Here is a 15,448-nt window from a genome sequence, read left to right as displayed (position 1 = left end):
TCTATTCTATGTTAGTTATCGATTTCTTAACCAAGGCCGCGATCGTCAGAATCAGAATTGGAATTACAGAGACGACAACGCTCATTAAAGGCCTAATGACAGAAACATTCTCAATAAATTCCGATTGATCGGCATACATGGTGATACTTAAAAAAAAGATAATCCAACCGATTGGATAAATGAGGATCTTAGGGTTGGGAAGCCCAAATACTTGCGAGATTCCTAATGTGAGACTGAATAGAATAATTGAAGCTTTCATATAAGATCCAACAATTAGTGTAATCCCAATTAACATTTCAACTCGTTCCATAACCTCCCCGACATTAATCAAACGTCCAAGTTGGTATAGGGAATATTTCATATTGCCTGCAACATTTCCCAAGATCATATTACTGCATATCGTAACTAGAAGAAGACTTCCTGTTGCAAAGAGAAAGGCGATAAATAGTCGGCTGCCCGTTTTATTTCCTTGCTCTTTTCGCGTGAAAGGCAGCAGCACGGACAAAAAAACGACGTCTGTAAACGGAAAACTGGAGGAGATATAGGCGCCGTGGATGACGGGCTTCCATCCGTCGGGGAGCATGGGCAATAAAAATTCCGTATGGTAAAGTGGGAGAACTAACGCCAGAACAATAATGACGGATATGCACATGATGATCAAAAGAAAGGTAAAAAGTCTTGCCATAACTTCAATCCCGGCCTTTACTGTCATTGCCGCTGTAAAAATGATGATTAAGTTAAAGACATAGTTTGGCGTTTCCTTCATCATGGTCGAGGTGAAAAATACTCCGATATCCGCGATAATGTTGGGAAGTAGAATTAGCGGCATGGATAAAAACGGAATCAGGATGAACGTTCCGAGCCATTTACCTAAAATTCGTTTGGCATACTCGAAAATCGTGAGATCAGGGTATTTTAGGTAAATAACATGAATGCAACACAAAAGGATAATCCCTAATAAACTTGCTAACAAAATGGAAATCCAAGCGCCGTTATGAGCCGCATTTAACAGGGGTTGGGGAATATTAACGATCGCAGATCCAATTATGGTAATAATGAATAAAGCATATAGCTGGGATAAGGATATCTGTTCTTGTCTATTCATGCCTTGTGTCCCCCTCAATTGTGATTAGGAAGATCCTTTTAAAGTATTCACGATTTTTTCGGCGGGGGCTAAGAATATCAAATTAATGATATCGTTGTAATTAAGCCAATTCTTGTCAAAAATATAGATCGAAGCAAGGTAAAGTATGACAAGCATTGTTGCAAGATATGCAGCTCTTTCAGCTCGATCAGCCTTTCTCAAGTTACGTGTATCCGCAATGGAAAGCTGAATGAAGATCAGTACAAAGACGAGTAATTTCTCAGCCAATGGGTTAACACCTTCAGACTTTGTAGCTTTGTGGTCAGCGTTATCTTTTCCATTGGAGAATTACATTATTCTTCCAAACCTGATTGAATTGTCGAACCATCCGTTTAAAGATTGGATGGAAATGGGTATATTTGTAAAAGGAATTGGTATGGCTAGACATAGAGAGAAGGGGAATTGATTGGAATGGATTCGTTATTTGCACAGCGCCCTCGCAGAACGCAGGCCATCATATCAACCGACGGCATCACTATGCTTCGCTGGCAAAATCCGATCATCATTGCCTGGTGGTCCGTCACGTTCCCGGGCTTCGGGCATTTTTTGCTGCACCAGTTTATACGCGGTTTTTTACTGTCGGGCTGGGAAGTTGTCATTAACTCACTCGCGCATATCAATCAGGCGATATACTACTCATTTAGCGGAAGAGCGTATTTGGCGGCGCAAGTCCTAGAGACGAAGTGGGTTCTCGCTTATGCGATCGTTTATTTATTTGCTATATGGGACAGTTATATTAAAGCGGTTGCGGCGAACAAGCAATATCATTTGGCCAAGCTCGAGGGTGCGCGGATCGTGCCGTTTATTATCAAGCCGCTGACCATTGATCAAATCGGGTTTAAAAGACCTGGGGCTGCGATGTTCTGTTCTTTCGTCTTTCCAGGATTAGGTCAAATTTATAATAATCGGCTTGCTTTAGGATTTTACGGAGTATTCTGGTGGTTCGTGTATTTAACGCTGTCGCACTCGCATGAAGCCGCTATTCATATGGTTTTGGGGCATGTCAAGGAAGCGACGGCGATGCTCGATCCGCAGTGGCTGCTCTTTATGCCATCGGTTATTTTCGGTGCGATGTACGATGCCTATATGACGGCACACGACCTTAACACACTCTTTTGCACCGAACAAAAGCAGTATTTTACGGAGAGGTATCCCCCTTTTTCCATGGATCTGTTTGAGAAGGAGACACCCTCGCATGCTCATCATTAGCACATTTGAACACTCGGTAGAGGTGGAAGAAGCGTTGGCTGTACTTGAGAAAACGGGGCTCCCGCGCCACCAGATCATGACCGTCATGATGGATAATCACGATGAACGGTTCGATAAGAATGCGAAGTGGCACCCGTCCCAAAAGACACTCGCTTTCGAGGCAGGCATGGCTGGCGCGACAGGATTGTCGGTCATCGGCATCAGTTGCGGCTTTGTGTTGCCTTGGGGGCCGATTTATATAGGCATTCTTTCCGCTCTGTTCGGGTTTGTGCTCGGGTATACGATAACGCGGGTAGTGCAGTCTTCCTATTTCCATAAGGTGATTCGCAAAAAAGAGCGGCTTCCGGAGCTTGCGGTCATTATCCAGTGCCCGGAAGGGAGCTTTCATGATGTGCAGCGCGTCCTGTGGGAATACAGTGCTCTGTCCGTCGGTACATTAAAGCAATAAACGTGAAAAAGCTTGAGCAATCAAGCTTATTTTTGCATGTGGCACATTGGATCAAAAGTCACGGTTTCTGCATATTTGACAGCGCTTACATGATGGAGTGGAAAATTTTGTGCCATGTTCTTCACGTTCAGGCATGATACAATCTGGAAGATCCCTGGGATCGAATCTGACAACTTAGAAGGCCGAAGCTTTTCATGAAGCACGGGGGACCCAATATCCGGGGTGAAGCCGCGCATGCGGCCGGGTGATTACTCTTTGACCCGAATCCGACAGCTAACCTCGCAGGCCGCAAAAAGGAGATGGATGCAATGAAACGTTATAAAAAACTGATGGTGACAGGCGCGCTCGGCCTATCGATGTTGGTGGGCTCAACAGCTGCGTTTGCAGCAACCGGGACGTATACTGTAGCCAAGAACGACACCATGTGGACAATTTCGCAGAAAAATGGCGTGAGTCTGACTTCACTTATTAAAGCAAATCCGCAGGTCGCGAATCCGAATGTGATTTGGTCGGGCATGAAACTGAACATTCCAGGGGCATCGACCGGAGGCAGTACTACGCCTTCTACGCAGGCGGCGTCTGCGCCAAGCACCTCGCAGTCAGCTTTTGCGGCACAGGTTGTGACCTTGGTTAACCAAGAGCGAGCGAAAGCTGGACTGAGCGCCTTGACGGTAAATAACGCGCTTAGTACAATGGCGCTGGACAAGGCGAAAGATATGTACAATAACGGTTACTTCGACCATACATCGCCGAGCTATGGATCGCCATTTGATATGATGACCCAATACGGCATCCGTTACACGTATGCTGGCGAAAATATCGCCAAAGGCCAGCAGACGCCCGAAGCTGTGATGACTGCCTGGATGAACAGCGCGGGGCACCGTCAAAATATTTTGAGTCCAAATTACACACAAATCGGCGTTGCTTATTATAACGGCGAGTGGGTGCAGGAGTTTATTCGCAATTCATGAATGATGCAGTTATAATTGCAAAAGCAGAACCCGGCAACCTCCAATGGTTGCCGGGTTTTTCTACATATTTATAGCATTTTACATGGTTTGCTTACTGCCTGACTTGCCGAAGAGGCGAGGCTGCGGGTTCCGCTCAATTCGCGCGGAGAGGGCGAGCAGCGCCAGAAGTCCCAGCACGATAAAAAAGGGATATCCATAGCCGATCAGCCGGCCCGCCCCAATCGCCGCCATCATCACAAGTGTCGGCAGAAGCGGCTCGCCATAGGCTTTCCACCAGTCCATCGGAAACTTTTCCACATAGTAAAAGCCGACCATCGTCAGTGCTGAAACCGCCCAGCCCCCGGTATAAATCCAGACCGCCAGCACAGGACTTTTCGCCGCCACAAGCGGAACAAAGATGACGACGAAGATCCCGGCCGCGATCATGACCCAGAAGTTCGACTTCGTTTTGCCGATCCCCGCCATAATGCTGCCGCCGAGCCGGCCGACGGAGGAGAACAGCACGCCAAGCGCCATCAAGCGGATGTAAGCCGCCGAATCGCCGGTTGTGTAGCTGTTTCCGAACAGAAAGCCGTTGATTTGATCCGGGAACAGGCAGATCAGCGCGGTCAGCGGATACAGGAGCAGGTTGTTGTACCGGATGCAGCTCGTGCCGCGGCGTCTGCTTTCTTCACGGTCCTGCGCGCTTTCGGCAACGAAGGGCAGGGTGACGATCATAAACGCCCAGGTGATGATACCGATGAAGCCGGTAATGCGGAAGCCGTTCGCCAAATAGCCGACCGCCAGCACGGAGCTGGACCCGACCATCATGACGAGAAAGGGCTGCTGGAACGCTTTTGCAATATTGCCTGCCCATGAGGGGAGCCCATAGGCAAGCATGCTGCGGACCTCCTGCATCGGAAGGGTTCCGAACCATTTCGGTTTATGCACACGTTCAACTTTCAGGCAAATAATAAAGGCTGTCAGCAAAGCGCCTGCGCCCATCCAGAGAGAAATATTTTCAAGCAGATTCAAACGGCCTCGCGGCAGCAGGACACCAAGAATCATACCTAGCGTAGACAGCGCCGTTGTCGTGACCATAAAGAAGGCTTGCGTCCCGAAATCCCGGTTACCGGAAAAGGAAGCGACACCGATATTGAGCATGGAGTTAAAAATAAACATGATCGCACTGAGCATAATGGCGCCGCGCAGCTCCGGCAGATGATAGTAATTGGCGAGTACGGGAGCCAGCGCACACAGCAGGATACCGAACAACAAGCCAAACATCGTGCTGCCTGCGAACGCCACGCGAAAGTTCGTTTGAACCGCTTCGAGCGGCTTTCGCGAGAACGCGTAAATGAGGGAGGAATTGAAGCCGAAATTGAGAAAAAGGGAGGCCATGCCGAAAATTTGCAGAAGCAAATTGACTTCGCCGAACTTGTCGGGATCGTTCAACTCCCGAGCGAGCACGATGCTGCCTACGGTTTGCAGCATTTGGTTGATAAAGAGTCCGAGTCCGATGATGGACACGTTCCGTAGCAGAAATTGCTGGGTTTCTGTCAGTTTGATACGCTTGGTGAGCACAGGGTCGGCCTCTTTTCCATGGGTTAGATCTAGCGTTGTCTTTTAATCACAGGGTAGCAGACGCCAAACTGCTTGACAAACCAAGAAAAGAGAGAAAAGCGAAGCATATGAAAGCAATTTCAAGGATGTATGGGACTCCGATTTCATGTAAGAGAAATATGACGATATTTCTGTGAGACGCCTTCAAACCGTTTACTCAGGATGCACGTTACCTTAAGTAGACCAATGAAGGAGGCGTCCACGTATGAAAATAGTTAAACGAGCTGGATATATGTCGCTGTTTTTGCTGGGAGTTATCGGAGGGATGACAACTGCTGCAGCATCTGCTGCCGAACCGCTGAGCGTTCAAAGTGAATCGGATATTGCCGCTCAGTTAGGCATTGTGCAAGGGGAAGGCAACGGAGTGACCGCTGCATATTTGAATAAAGCGGCTACCAGACTTCAGGGCGCGATCATGTCGCTTCGCTTGCAGGGGCTCGAAACCGAAGCACTGAGTTACCGCGGTGCGAGCCATTTTCAGGATTTAGGCGGATTGTCCAAGGAGAATCAGGCGATACTTGGGTACTTGAGCTCGCATCCGGAACTGGGGTGGGAAGGTGCTACCGGACAGCTGTTTAATCCGCTCGCCGAACTGACTGCCGGAGAGTATGACAAGGTGCTGCTGGAGGCGCTTGGCTACCGGCAAGGCGTGGATTTTGAATTCGCGAATGTGAGTGACTTTGCAGAGAAGATGGGATTAACAAGCTTAGCCAAGCAGTCGGATTTGAGAAATGTACATATGGTCAGCGGAACGCTGGAAGCGCTTCGGCTGCCGATGAAGGGCGGCGGGGGTGCGGCAACACTAGGCAGCTCGCTTGCAGCGAAGGGGAAGCTTGATTCGGCCATCCTTGCCGAACTTCAGAAGCCGACGCTGGGGCTGATGCATAGCGATGCCGCAGGCAGCTATTTGACGGATGAGAAGGGCATGACGTTATATTATTTTAGCAAAGATGTTGCGGATCCGAATGCTTGTACCGGTCAATGCTTGGTGAACTGGCCGGTTTACAGCAGCGATCACTTTATTGTACCTGCTCAATTTCAAGCCTCGGATTTTAGTAGCATAACCAGGACTGACGGTCAGGATCAGGTGACATATAAAGGGTGGCCCCTGTATTTCTTTGTGAAAGATGCCAAACCGGGAGATACGCTGGGGAACAACGTAAATCAAGTTTGGTTCACGGTGCAGCCTTCTGACGGCGGAGTTTCGATCGGGACGAAGCCCGAGCTGGGCAATTATTTGACCGATGCAGACGGCATATCGCTGTATTACTACGAGCAGGATACGAAGGGCGTAAGCCATTGTGAAGGAAAATGTTTGGATAAATGGCCTGTCTTTTACGCATCGTCCATCTCCGTTCCGGCCGGTGTGGATCTGGCGGATTTTGGCACGCTGGTTCGTTCGGACGGGACGCTGCAAACGACTTATAAAGGGTATCCGCTGTACCATTGGGTCGGCGACAAGCTCAGAGGGGATACGACCGGCCAGGATGTCGGACATGTGTGGTATGTCATCGATCCTGCCAAGTTTTCGGGAACGAAAGCCGAGAATGCTTCGGTAATTACGTCGAAGTAGGATCGCCGGGCTTGTGCCTATTCCTCGAAATGTGCTATTGCCAAGCTGATCCGCTGCCGCTAAGGTAGAAGAGAAAACCATGTCATTGTCGATTCGGGGTGTACGGAAACAATGCGCAATCGAACGGATGGGGAGCTTATGAAGCTGGTCATGGATAAGTATCACCCCGCCTTGGAAGAACTTTACGACCGCTATGCGAAGCTGGTGTACTCTTTTGCGCTAAAGTCAGCTAAAGAGGAACAAACAGCCAGAGAAATTGTTCAGCTTGTATTTACGCGGTTATGGACAACGCAAAAAGGATACGATCCCGCTAAAGGCGCGTTCGTCAATTGGATCATTACGATCACCCGCAATGTGACGATTGACTGCCTTCGCAAGAAGCGGAAGGAAGATCAGAATCTGTATCTGGACCGCAGCCATTGGGAAGAGGCGTTCGTCTCCACCGCTCCCGAGCCGGATGCCGCGATGTCGAGCAAATGGCTTGGCGAGCAAATTCAGAAAGCATACGTTCATTTATCTGAAAGTCAAATTCAACTGATTCATTGGATGTACTGGCAGGGCTACACGCTAAGCGAAATCGCCGTCCGTACAAACGAACCCATTGGCACGGTGAAAAGCCGCCTGCATCAAGGCTTGAAAATTCTTCGCAAGCATTTGACATCGTTGAGGGAGGGATGACGTGATGGAAGAACGGGAAATCGTGGATTGCAGCTATGTGATCAATTATTTGACCGGCGAATGCACAGAATGGGAACGTGCCGCCTTCGAACGGCATCTTCGCGCGTGTGTCACCTGCCGGGAAGAATTAAAGGAGCTGAGCGAAGTGTGGGAGGCATTGCCGTTCGAGATCGAGGAAGTGGAAGTACCTGCTGATTTGAAAGCGAAGGTTATGGCGGCTACCAGGCCGCAGGCGGAACCTTCCCACCATGAAGGAAGTGATTGGTCTCAGGCTTTGCAAACTGGAAAGATCGGGTCTAACAAAAAGCGGACGTATACGTGGGTGTATACGAGCGCTGCTGCTATTATTATTGGGTTTGCTGCAGGAATTTGGTGGCATAGCAAGCCGGCTGCACCGGAACTGGTGGGCAGTGTGGCTTTGAACCAGCCTGCCGAGATCGTCTCCACATACCAGCTGAAATCTGTTGAGGCTACGATGCCGACGGCGTCTGGGACCGTGTGGGTGCTGCAAAACGGAGATGCCCATAATGTTGTTATTAATTTGCAGGGACTTAAACCAACGGAAGGCGATTGGACTTATCAAGTATGGTACAACCGGAGCGGCAAGCGCTACAATTGTGGCACGCTGCGCGTCGACGGCCAGGGAGCCGGCATGCTGACGTATGCGATACCGGTCAAAAGCAAGGAACTTCGCATCGATTCGTTTGGCGTAACACTCGAACCGGATCCGAATGGAAGCGCGCCACGGGGCAAAAAGATTTTGGGCACATAGCGAAGTTTCGTCAAACCGATGTCTTGTTTCCTTCGTTTACTTGATCGAGAGATCAAATCGACGATCATGAAGGAGGATATTGCAATGAAGAAACATATTGCCGCATGGATCATCGGCGGAAGCTTACTGGCTGCGCTCGCCGTTCCGGCTGCCGCCGCAGATCACAACATGCCGATGCCGATGGGGGGCAGCCTCATGGCGTCCGCCGAACAAGTCAAATCGGATATGACGATTACGTTGAATGGCAGTCCGCTGGCGCTCGATGAGTCGTACCTGATCGATGACTCGCTTTTTGTTCCCTATCGTGCCTTTGCCGAGGGAATCGGCGCAGAAGTGGGCTATGAAGCGTCAACGCAAACGGTAACCGTTACGAAAGGCGGGAAGACGGTCAAGCTGTCTATCGGCTCCTCATCTGCCGATGTGGATGGCATGCAGGTGACTATGGTCGGGCCGGCTCAGCTCATCAACAGCACGACATTCGTGCATTCCCGTTTTCTGGCGGAAGTGTTCGGCGTTAACGTTCAGTACGACAGTGCGACAAGAACCGTAAATCTCGTTACGGGTTCTGGTCAATCCGTTGCCAAGACGTACTACATTAACATGCAGGGCTTCGCTTTCAGCGACACCGACATCACGGTTGAGGCGGGTTCGACGATTGTGTTCACGAATAAAGATACGGTGAAGCACAATGCGGTAGCGGACGATGGCAGTTTTCACACGGCCCTGCTTGGGGCAGGGGAGTCCGAAAGCGTTACGCTTACGAAGCCCGGCGTGTACACCTACTTCTGTGAGCCGCATAAGGATTTCATGAAGGGGAAAATTACCGTAAAATAAAGAAAAATCCCATGGGTCTCTTACGTGAGATCATGGGATTTTTTTGTTGTCCACGTAATTATGCCAACGGAGATTTTTCTGAACGAATTGGTTCTTATGGAAAACTATAGTACAATTAATATTTCCATTGCACCAATAATGTTTTAGGCGCCTTAGGTCAACTCAGTGACACAGCTGGATACGCCCAGTCTCAAAAAGGCGAGGACGATTCTCCAGGATGTTTTTTTACCTCATTTGACGAGTAAGAGCGGAGAGAAGGAGGTTGAACATGAGGGTTAAACGGATTGTCTGCAACATTGCCGTGCAGGAGACCACGGCAGCTAAACACTTTTATCAGGAGGTGCTTGGCCTTGATGTGCTGATGGATCATGGGTGGGTTGCTACCTATGGCTCGCACGAAGCAATGGATGTTCAGATTAGCTTCGCCTCAGAGGGAGGCTCTTCTACGCCTGTACCTGATCTATCGATTGAAGTCGACGATCTGGATGAAGCGCTTGACAGAATCCAGCGTGCAGGGATTCCGATTGAATACGGGCCTGTGAATGAGCCGTGGGGCGTTAGGCGTTTCTATGTCCGTGATCCCTTCGGGAAGTTGATTAACCTGTTGGCTCACAGTTAAATTGGGATGGTTTGTGCTGGATCACAAAACTGTCGTGGATTGCTTTTCAAAATAAGCTGTTGTCCGCTATGATACAAGGAGTACTAGGAGTGAAGTGGAGTGGAGTGGAGGCATGGGGAACAATGGACATTAAGAAAGACGACTTGACTGGCTCTGAAGTCATTGCCCTTATAGCGGAACACTTGCAAGGCATGTTCACCGCATCGCCGCCGGAGAGCGTGCATGCCCTGAATCTTGACGGGCTGAAGAAGCCGGAAATTACGTTCTGGTCGGTTTGGGAACATGGCGAATTGCTCGGTATTGGAGCGCTCAAGGAGCTGAGCGGGCAAGAGGGCGAAGTGAAGTCGATGCGGACGGCCTCGCAGCATCTGCGCAATGGTGTCGCAAGACGCATGCTCGATCATATCGTGAGTGAAGCGAAAGATCGCGGCTACAAGCGGCTGAACCTGGAAACCGGTTCCATGGAAGCTTTTGCGCCGGCGGTGAGACTTTATGTGAGCTTTGGCTTCAAGGAATGCGGGCCATTTGCGGATTATACCGAGGATCCGAACAGTTTGTTTATGACGTTGGAGCTGTAGCGGACGAGGCAATCCAGTAGCGGAGCAAGCGTAGAGGCTTGCTCCGCTGTTTTGCGTGTGCAGGGCAGCTTACAAGTGATGCCTGCGCATGCCGCCATAAGCAAATATGACGCCAATCGCCACATAACAGAGCGCCAGCATTGAGAACATGCGAATGTTCTGATAGATGGCTTCGTTGTTGACAATCATCATCGCGCCATTGGACAGCACGAAGGAGCTGACCAGGAGCGCGGGCATCGTTTTGCGAAGCATGCCGAAGTACATCGGCACCAGCGCCATCCCGGCGGATGCCACAGCGAAAATAACGATGCGCACGGCTTCCATCAGCAATCGGTCTGTCGTAAGTGTTTCCTCAATGTAGTGGTAACGGGTGTTTGCCGCAAGCAGGAACAACACCACGAAAACATTGCCCACCACGACCGTCAGAAACGTCCATATCCAAATGATGATGAGTTTCGCTGTAAAAAGCATGCGGCGCGGCACCGGGTACGCGAAGATCAGCGTAATCGTCTTGTTGCGGTATTCGTCAATGACCATGCGGGCCATGACGACGGCGGCGAACACAATATACGTGATGCCCACGTAATTCATGATGGAGTTGAACGCACGGTCGTAGCTCCGGACTTCATTGTTTGGGACATCGCTGCCAACGACCCATAAGGCAAGCAGGAGGTTGGCAAGTACGACGCTGAGCAGAAGTCCGCGCCAGCGCGTTTTCAACAGTTCAAGACGAATGAGCATCCACAGCATTGCCGGCGCCCCCTTTCATTAAATCGAGAAAATGATCTTCCAACGAGCGGGTTTTCTTGCTCAGCGCCTCGATATCAATGCCGTGCTCAACAAGCGCGCGATTGACACGCGAAGGCAGGAGGTCGGGATCATAAACGCGGATCGTGCCGAGATCCATGATCTTGTAGCCTCCCGGCGCCGCCAGATCTTCCAGCACAAGCGCCGCCTGGTTGACATCGTTCACGACGATTTCAATGTACGCATTATGCTGCCGGCGAAGCTCATCCATTGTGACTTCTTCGACGAGAGTGCCCCCTTGAATGACGCCAATCGTGTCCGCTAACAGCTCAATTTCCTGTAAAATATGGCTCGATATAAACAAGGTCATCCCGTACTCCTTGCTCAGCATGCGAAACAACTCGCGGAGCTCGCGTATGCCGGCCGGATCCATGCCGTTCACAGGCTCATCGAGTATGAGTAGCTCGGGCTTCGTTGAAATGGCGCGCGCAATCGCCAGGCGCTGCTTCATACCAAGCGAATAGTGCTTGACCGGCTTGTTGCCGAGGTCGTCGACGCCGACCAAAGACAGCGCTTCTTTCACCAGAAGCGGGTCATAGACGCCCATGTAGCGGCAGTGCAGTTCGAGATTGGCATAGCCGGACAAATGCTCGTAAAAGATCGGGTATTCAATCAGGCTGCCGATCCGCTTCATGGTTTCGTAAGACTGCGGGGTAAGCGGCTTGCCGAATAGCTCAATTTCTCCGCTCGTAGGCGGAATCAGGTTCGTCAGCATGCGCATGATCGTCGTTTTGCCGGCGCCGTTGGGGCCGAGGAAGCCGTAGATTTCCCCGCGTTTGACATGCAGATTCACATCGGAAACAACGGTTTGGTTTTTATAGCGCTTGGTTAACTGCCTGGTTTGCAGGATATAGCTCATGAGGATCGTTCCTTTCAGAAGCGGCAGGGGCGAAAGTGAACCGTAAAAACGGTTTGCTCCTGCGGAATGCTGGTTAGCTCGATCGTGCCTTCCATCAATTCGACCAGCCGCTTCGTAATGGTCAAGCCAAGGCCGCTGCCTTGAAAATTCTGGTTTCTGGAGTCTTCCAACGTATATAGGCGTTCGAACACGCGGTCGCGATCCGCTTCTTGAATGCCTTTGCCCCGATCCCAGATCTCGATCGCTACGTTATCCGGCTCTTGCCGAACGGCAATGCCGACGACCCCGCCGTCATTGCCGTATCGGATGGCGTTGGAGAGCAGATTGTGCAGCACGCGCCCAAGGGCATCCGAATTGGCATAAATATAGACGGGCTGTTCAGGAAGCTGGACATCGACTTCAAGGCCGTGGGATTCAATCATTTCATAAAAGAAAAGGATGCTGCTTCGACAAACCGCGCAAGCATCCAATTTGACGAGCGGCACGGTGCGATCTCCGGATTCAAGCCGGGCAAGGTCAAACATTTCATGGATCAAATGCAGCAGGTCCAGCGATTTCTCGTGAACTTTGCGCGCAAGACGCTGGCGCTCATCCGATTCGAGGCGATCGTCAAGTGCAATCGTCTCTGTGAGACCGAGAATGACCGTCAGCGGCGTCTTCAGGTCATGCGACATATTGGCGACCATTTGCTTCATCGCATGCTCTTTGCGAACGTACGTGGCGTCCAGTTTGCGATTGGCCTCCAGCAGCCGGTTCAACACCGTGAGCAGTCCCTGCAGGTGAGGGGAGGAGGTATGCAAATGGACTTTTTCTGCCGTTGGTTCAGCCAGAATGCGGGCAAGCTTGTCTTCGATATAGCGCAGTTCGCGGCTCGGCGTGTGACGCAAACGGTATTGGACGATCGCAAGCCCGATCAATGCGAGGCAGAGGATCAGCAGAACAGCGGTCATGCTAAAATTCCCCCAGTTTGTAGCCGATTCCCCACACGGTTTTGATATAAGCCGGCTTGGCCGGGTCGTCCTCGATTTTCTCCCGGAGCCGAGAGACATGCACTTGAATCGCGTTGTAATCGTCGTAGTAGGCATCGTCCCATACGGCGCGGTAGATTTGCTCCTTGGAGAAAGCGCGCTTCGGATGGCTCATGAGCAGTTTCAGGATGAGCAATTCTTTGGCCGTCAAGTTCAGCGGACTGCCGTTCTTATAGGCGAGATGCGCCTCCACGTCGAGCGTGAGCTCATGAACGCGCAGCAAAGTGGGCTCTGCTGCCGCAGGCGCTCCGGTATACTGGGATGCGCGGCGCAGAATGGCTTTCACTCTGGCGGACAGCTCGATGAGCGAAAACGGCTTCGCTAAATAATCGTCCGCACCGAAGCCGAGACCCAATGCTTTCTCCACGTCAGTGTCTTTCGCAGAAAGGATCAGAACCGGCACGGTGCTTTCGCTGCGGACGCGGCGCAGCACTTCAAGCCCGTCCACGCCGGGCAGCATGAGGTCAAGCAGAAGGAGCGCATACGTATGCGCTGCGAACAACCGCAGGGCGAACTCGCCGTCCGCGGCGTGCTCGACGGTTAACTGCTCTTTTTCTAAATGATGGCGGACCATCTCGGCGATGGAGAAATCGTCCTCCACGAGTAATATCCGATGAGGCATGGCGCTATCGCGGCCCCCTTTTCGACAGTTTGCACTCAGTATACCGTCTTGAAGCCTCGAATGAAAAGCGTCCGGCTAGCCGGCCACGTCCCGTTTCGCAAAAACAAGCCAGGAGAGCCCCAGAAAGCCGATGAGATAAATCGTTAATGCCATTAATGAAAAATGAAGCGTCATACCTGCGAGGATCGGATTGCCGTCCAGATACAGCAAAAGATTGCTGTTCGCAAAAATCAAGTATTTGGACCAGGCAAACGGTTTAAGCACGTAGGCAAGCTGCCCTCCGGCGAGCAGGAAAAACAGCGAAATGCCGATCGCCATCGCACTTGAGCGAAAGACCGTTGAGAACATGAAAGCCAGCGAGACCATCACGACAAGTTCGATCGCACTGCAGCCGAGTGCTTTCCATACATAGCCTGCATCGGTCAATGAGCTTCCGGCGTGGGCAGCCGAGCCGCCGTCAAAGCCGAAGAGGAGACCGCCGATCAGAAAGCCGGACAGCGCAAGCAGCACCATCAGGCATAAGCCGTACAGCAGTGATGCAGCGTACTTGGCAAACAGCAGCGTTGAACGGTGAAACGGGCGAATAAGCAGCAATTTGATTGTGCCGCCCGAGAATTCGGAGGCGACGATGCCGGCAGCCACTATGATCGTGAACAAAGTGACGATGTCCATGAGGTTTGGGATCGCCGACAGGATCAGGTCCATGAACACCCACACGTTCGGCATGTCTAGTTCGTCCGCCCCGGCATAGCGGCAGAGGAGAGCGGCGCCCAGAACGAGCAGGGGAAGCAGGGCGGTCATCACCCAATTGCCTGTTTTGCTTGCAAGTTTGATGAGTTCGTTATAAATCAGCTTTTGTACATTAAGCATAGCTCCGGCCCTCCGTCAGTTCGATAAATTTCTCTTCCAGCGTCATCTTGTTGGCATCATCCTTAGAAGACTGTAAGTCGTTCAGGGCAAAAGTGTCCGTCATCCGGCCCTGCATCACGATCCCGAAACGGTCGCACAGCAGCTCCATCTCCGCCAGCAAATGGGAGGAGACGAGCACAGCGATGCCTTCTTCCTCCGCGAGCTTGCGGACAAGGAGGCGCATATCCCGAATGCCGGCGGGATCGAGGCCATTCGTCGGTTCGTCGAGAATGAGCACGGCGGGCTGATGGAGCAGGGCTTGGGCGATGCCAAGCCGCTGGCGCATACCGAGCGAGTAGGTTTTGACCTTGTCGTGGATAGCCGAAGTAAGGCCGACTAACTGCACAATCTCTGCGATGCGCTTTTCAGAGACGGTCTCACGGCCCGTCATGCGGGCGAAGTGCCGCAGATTGTGCAGGCCGGACATGTACTTGTACATCTCCGGATTCTCGACGATGGCGCCGATGTGCGAGATCGCCTCGCGAAAGTTGGTACGAATGCTGTGTCCGTTAATCGTCACATCGCCTTCGCTCATGCGAATAAGGCCAACGATCATGCGGATCGTTGTCGTTTTGCCAGCGCCGTTAGGACCGAGCAAGCCGAACACTTCGCCGGGAAACAGCTCGAAGGAAATGCGGTCAACCAGCGTTTTATTGCGGATACGTTTGGTGAGTTGATGAACATGGACAATCGGTTTCTTTGTCATGGTACAGCCTCCTTGGTTCTCATAGGTCTATCATAGCGGGCAACCCATGCATCCTTCTTTCTTAAATCTTAAGAAAGTCTTTCGATAGG

17 protein-coding genes, 1 pseudogene and 1 riboswitch are annotated in these 15,448 nt (G+C 51.3%); of the genes and pseudogenes, 9 read left to right on the top strand and 9 right to left on the bottom strand.

The annotated features are described in order from the left end of the window. Position 1: 1 nt before the first annotated feature. Both ABE504_RS17510 and ABE504_RS17505 read right to left on the bottom strand, forming a co-directional pair. On the bottom strand, positions 2 to 1,105 hold the full coding sequence (locus ABE504_RS17510; protein WP_430091041.1) for a GerAB/ArcD/ProY family transporter: 1,104 nt from the start codon (positions 1,103 to 1,105) through the stop codon (positions 2 to 4). Between the two features lie 24 nt (positions 1,106 to 1,129). Beyond that, positions 1,130 to 1,372, bottom strand: a complete 243-nt coding sequence (locus ABE504_RS17505; RefSeq protein ID WP_430091039.1) for a hypothetical protein — start codon at positions 1,370 to 1,372, stop codon at positions 1,130 to 1,132. 183 nt (positions 1,373 to 1,555) lie between these two features. Between ABE504_RS17505 and ABE504_RS17500 the strand changes: the two genes are divergently transcribed. The 3 genes from ABE504_RS17500 (at position 1,556) to ABE504_RS17490 (ending at position 3,772) form a co-directional block, all read left to right on the top strand. Next, entirely contained in the window at positions 1,556 to 2,353 is a 798-nt protein-coding gene (locus ABE504_RS17500) for a hypothetical protein (RefSeq protein ID WP_430091037.1), read from the top strand. After that, a complete protein-coding gene (locus ABE504_RS17495; protein ID WP_430091035.1) occupies positions 2,340 to 2,801 on the top strand; it encodes a hypothetical protein in 462 nt (153 codons plus the stop codon). Before ABE504_RS17500 ends, ABE504_RS17495 begins: the two co-directional genes overlap by 14 nt. Before the next feature lie 170 nt (positions 2,802 to 2,971). Further along, positions 2,972 to 3,104: riboswitch (cyclic di-AMP (ydaO/yuaA leader) on the top strand. A 5-nt stretch (positions 3,105 to 3,109) separates the two neighbouring features. Continuing rightward, positions 3,110 to 3,772, top strand: a complete 663-nt coding sequence (locus ABE504_RS17490) for a CAP domain-containing protein (RefSeq protein ID WP_430091033.1) — start codon at positions 3,110 to 3,112, stop codon at positions 3,770 to 3,772. 78 nt (positions 3,773 to 3,850) lie between these two features. Here the strand turns inward: ABE504_RS17490 and ABE504_RS17485 are convergent, their stop codons facing one another. Then, positions 3,851 to 5,335 carry an oligosaccharide flippase family protein gene (locus ABE504_RS17485; protein ID WP_430091031.1) on the bottom strand — a complete coding sequence of 495 codons (1,485 nt, stop codon included), beginning with the start codon at positions 5,333 to 5,335 and terminating at the stop codon, positions 3,851 to 3,853. 244 nt (positions 5,336 to 5,579) lie between these two features. On the opposite strand from ABE504_RS17485, the gene ABE504_RS17480 reads away from it, so the two are divergent. The 6 genes from ABE504_RS17480 to ABE504_RS17455 all read left to right on the top strand — a co-directional run bounded on the left by ABE504_RS17480 (position 5,580) and on the right by ABE504_RS17455 (position 10,428). Then, on the top strand, positions 5,580 to 6,947 hold the full coding sequence (locus ABE504_RS17480) for a hypothetical protein (protein ID WP_430091029.1): 1,368 nt from the start codon (positions 5,580 to 5,582) through the stop codon (positions 6,945 to 6,947). A gap of 111 nt (positions 6,948 to 7,058) precedes the next feature. Continuing rightward, positions 7,059 to 7,625 (top strand): sigma-70 family RNA polymerase sigma factor, encoded by a 567-nt coding sequence (locus ABE504_RS17475; RefSeq protein WP_430091027.1) that lies wholly within the window; start codon positions 7,059 to 7,061, stop codon positions 7,623 to 7,625. A 4-nt stretch (positions 7,626 to 7,629) separates the two neighbouring features. Continuing rightward, positions 7,630 to 8,397, top strand: a complete 768-nt coding sequence (locus ABE504_RS17470) for an anti-sigma factor domain-containing protein (protein WP_430091025.1) — start codon at positions 7,630 to 7,632, stop codon at positions 8,395 to 8,397. Between the two features lie 84 nt (positions 8,398 to 8,481). Continuing rightward, a complete protein-coding gene (locus tag ABE504_RS17465) occupies positions 8,482 to 9,231 on the top strand; it encodes a stalk domain-containing protein (RefSeq protein ID WP_430091024.1) in 750 nt (249 codons plus the stop codon). Between the two features lie 268 nt (positions 9,232 to 9,499). Beyond that, positions 9,500 to 9,850, top strand: coding sequence for a VOC family protein (locus ABE504_RS17460; RefSeq protein WP_430091022.1), 351 nt, complete (start codon positions 9,500 to 9,502; stop codon positions 9,848 to 9,850). 122 nt (positions 9,851 to 9,972) lie between these two features. After that, positions 9,973 to 10,428 carry a GNAT family N-acetyltransferase gene (locus ABE504_RS17455; protein ID WP_430091376.1) on the top strand — a complete coding sequence of 152 codons (456 nt, stop codon included), beginning with the start codon at positions 9,973 to 9,975 and terminating at the stop codon, positions 10,426 to 10,428. A 69-nt stretch (positions 10,429 to 10,497) separates the two neighbouring features. Here the strand turns inward: ABE504_RS17455 and ABE504_RS17450 are convergent, their stop codons facing one another. From ABE504_RS17450 to ABE504_RS17425, 6 genes and pseudogenes are all read right to left on the bottom strand, one after another. Continuing rightward, on the bottom strand, positions 10,498 to 11,178 hold the full coding sequence (locus tag ABE504_RS17450; RefSeq protein ID WP_430091020.1) for an ABC transporter permease: 681 nt from the start codon (positions 11,176 to 11,178) through the stop codon (positions 10,498 to 10,500). Then, positions 11,153 to 12,094: an ABC transporter ATP-binding protein gene (locus tag ABE504_RS17445; protein ID WP_430091018.1), complete on the bottom strand. Its 942-nt coding sequence runs from the start codon at positions 12,092 to 12,094 to the stop codon at positions 11,153 to 11,155. The genes ABE504_RS17450 and ABE504_RS17445 overlap by 26 nt, the downstream gene beginning before the upstream one ends. 14 nt (positions 12,095 to 12,108) lie before the next feature. Beyond that, complete coding sequence (locus ABE504_RS17440; RefSeq protein WP_430091016.1) at positions 12,109 to 13,044, bottom strand: sensor histidine kinase; 936 nt, start codon at positions 13,042 to 13,044, stop codon at positions 12,109 to 12,111. 1 nt (position 13,045) lies between these two features. Continuing rightward, positions 13,046 to 13,744 (bottom strand): response regulator transcription factor, encoded by a 699-nt coding sequence (locus ABE504_RS17435; protein WP_430091014.1) that lies wholly within the window; start codon positions 13,742 to 13,744, stop codon positions 13,046 to 13,048. 75 nt (positions 13,745 to 13,819) lie between these two features. After that, on the bottom strand, positions 13,820 to 14,614 hold the full coding sequence (locus tag ABE504_RS17430) for an ABC transporter permease (RefSeq protein WP_430091012.1): 795 nt from the start codon (positions 14,612 to 14,614) through the stop codon (positions 13,820 to 13,822). Between the two features lie 55 nt (positions 14,615 to 14,669). Next, positions 14,670 to 15,359, bottom strand: a pseudogene (locus ABE504_RS17425) (ABC transporter ATP-binding protein); the annotation flags it as partial. Positions 15,360 to 15,448 lie beyond the last annotated feature (89 nt).

The organism is Paenibacillus oryzisoli, assembly GCF_050467285.1.
In the GTDB taxonomy this organism is placed as follows: domain Bacteria; phylum Bacillota; class Bacilli; order Paenibacillales; family NBRC-103111; genus Paenibacillus_E; species Paenibacillus_E oryzisoli_A.
The sequence above is the reverse complement of the archived record's forward strand: the minus strand, read 5'-3'. Positions and strand labels throughout refer to the sequence as shown.

Bases quoted from the DNA above. Each gene is read 5' to 3' on its own strand.
- ABE504_RS17510 (WP_430091041.1), bottom strand. From the start codon at position 1,105: ATGAATAGACAAGAACAGATATCCTTATCCCAGCTATATGCTTTATTC.
- ABE504_RS17460 (WP_430091022.1), top strand. From the start codon at position 9,500: ATGAGGGTTAAACGGATTGTCTGCAACATTGCCGTGCAGGAGACCACG.
- ABE504_RS17455 (WP_430091376.1), top strand. From the start codon at position 9,973: ATGGACATTAAGAAAGACGACTTGACTGGCTCTGAAGTCATTGCCCTT.
- ABE504_RS17500 (WP_430091037.1), top strand. From the start codon at position 1,556: ATGGATTCGTTATTTGCACAGCGCCCTCGCAGAACGCAGGCCATCATA.
- ABE504_RS17495 (WP_430091035.1), top strand. From the start codon at position 2,340: ATGCTCATCATTAGCACATTTGAACACTCGGTAGAGGTGGAAGAAGCG.
- ABE504_RS17435 (WP_430091014.1), bottom strand. From the start codon at position 13,744: ATGCCTCATCGGATATTACTCGTGGAGGACGATTTCTCCATCGCCGAG.
- ABE504_RS17450 (WP_430091020.1), bottom strand. From the start codon at position 11,178: ATGCTGTGGATGCTCATTCGTCTTGAACTGTTGAAAACGCGCTGGCGC.
- ABE504_RS17440 (WP_430091016.1), bottom strand. From the start codon at position 13,044: ATGACCGCTGTTCTGCTGATCCTCTGCCTCGCATTGATCGGGCTTGCG.
- ABE504_RS17490 (WP_430091033.1), top strand. From the start codon at position 3,110: ATGAAACGTTATAAAAAACTGATGGTGACAGGCGCGCTCGGCCTATCG.
- ABE504_RS17480 (WP_430091029.1), top strand. From the start codon at position 5,580: ATGAAAATAGTTAAACGAGCTGGATATATGTCGCTGTTTTTGCTGGGA.
- ABE504_RS17475 (WP_430091027.1), top strand. From the start codon at position 7,059: ATGCGCAATCGAACGGATGGGGAGCTTATGAAGCTGGTCATGGATAAG.
- ABE504_RS17470 (WP_430091025.1), top strand. From the start codon at position 7,630: ATGGAAGAACGGGAAATCGTGGATTGCAGCTATGTGATCAATTATTTG.
- ABE504_RS17465 (WP_430091024.1), top strand. From the start codon at position 8,482: ATGAAGAAACATATTGCCGCATGGATCATCGGCGGAAGCTTACTGGCT.
- ABE504_RS17430 (WP_430091012.1), bottom strand. From the start codon at position 14,614: ATGCTTAATGTACAAAAGCTGATTTATAACGAACTCATCAAACTTGCA.
- ABE504_RS17445 (WP_430091018.1), bottom strand. From the start codon at position 12,094: ATGAGCTATATCCTGCAAACCAGGCAGTTAACCAAGCGCTATAAAAAC.